1 protein-coding gene and 1 pseudogene are annotated in these 1,092 nt (G+C 41.8%); both read left to right on the top strand.

Annotated elements, in window-relative coordinates; genetic code table 11:
* The coding region (locus QZ359_RS06855; protein WP_293964583.1) for an amino acid permease at positions 1–885 on the top strand (885 nt) is incomplete at its 5' end.
* Between the two features lie 99 nt (positions 886–984).
* A pseudogene (locus QZ359_RS06850) lies at positions 985–1,092 on the top strand (GNAT family N-acetyltransferase); the annotation flags it as partial.

Genomic DNA, 1,092 nt, shown 5'->3' with positions numbered 1-1,092 from the left:
GTGGCTATTTTAGCTATGATTGCCACAGGGGTCTTTATGGTCTTGACAGGCTTTAAGACACCTCATGGAGTAGCAAGTTTAGCAAATATCACCGACAATTTCTCCCTCTTCCCTAATGGTGGAGTGAACTTTGTCATGGCCTTCCAGATGGTTTTCTTTGCTTATCTCATGATTGAGTTTATCGGGGTAACAACTTCTGAAACCAAAAATCCACGTCAGGTCTTGCCAAAAGCCGTTAAGGAAATTCCTTTGCGAATCGTCTTTTTCTATGGTGGAGCTCTCTTAGCCATTATGTCCATTATTCCTTGGCGTGAGCTTGCCTCTGCTGATTCTCCCTTTGTTACAGTATTTGAGTTAGCAGGTATCAAGTGGGCAGCGGCCTTGATTAACTTCGTCGTTTTGACGTCAGCAGCATCTGCCCTTAACTCAACCCTTTATTCAACAGGACGTCATTTATACCAGATTGCTCATGATTCACCAAATCCATTCTTAAAAGCAATCAAGGCAGATACCCTTTCTCGTCATAACGTGCCACAAAATGCTATCATTGCTTCAGCGGTTTTGATTGCCCTAGCAGCCTTTATCAATGTCTTGCCAGGTGTTTCGGATGCCTTTGCCTTGATTACAGCATCGTCATCAGGCGTCTATATCGCCATTTATATCTTGATTATGGTGGCTCACCTTAAATATCGCAAGTCACCAGACTTTATGGCGGATGGCTACCTCATGCCCCATTATCGTTTCTTAAATCCTTTAACCATGCTCTTCTTTGCCTTTGTCTTTGTAACCCTCTTTTTACAAGAGTCTACATTTGTCGGAGCAATCGGTTCAGCTATCTGGATTATCGGTTTCGGGATATACAGCCAGTGGAAATTTAGAAAATAGATTTGAAACTCATCAACTCAGGTTGATGGGTTTTTCTAGTTTGACAGTCTTTGGAAATAGGACTATAATCAAGCTGTATCAGTTTTCAAGGAGGTTTGGATGTACTTTAGATTGGAAAATAAGGAATCCCAGAAAGCACAAGAAATTGGGAATTTGATTCGTGCTTATAATCGTTCTAAAAGAGAAGAGGCTGAAAGCGAGCCACTG

Origin of the sequence: Streptococcus sp. (assembly GCF_019414905.1) — a bacterium.
Lineage (GTDB): Bacteria > Bacillota > Bacilli > Lactobacillales > Streptococcaceae > Streptococcus.
Note: the sequence above shows the minus strand (reverse complement) of the source record. Positions and strands in the feature narration are given on the sequence as shown.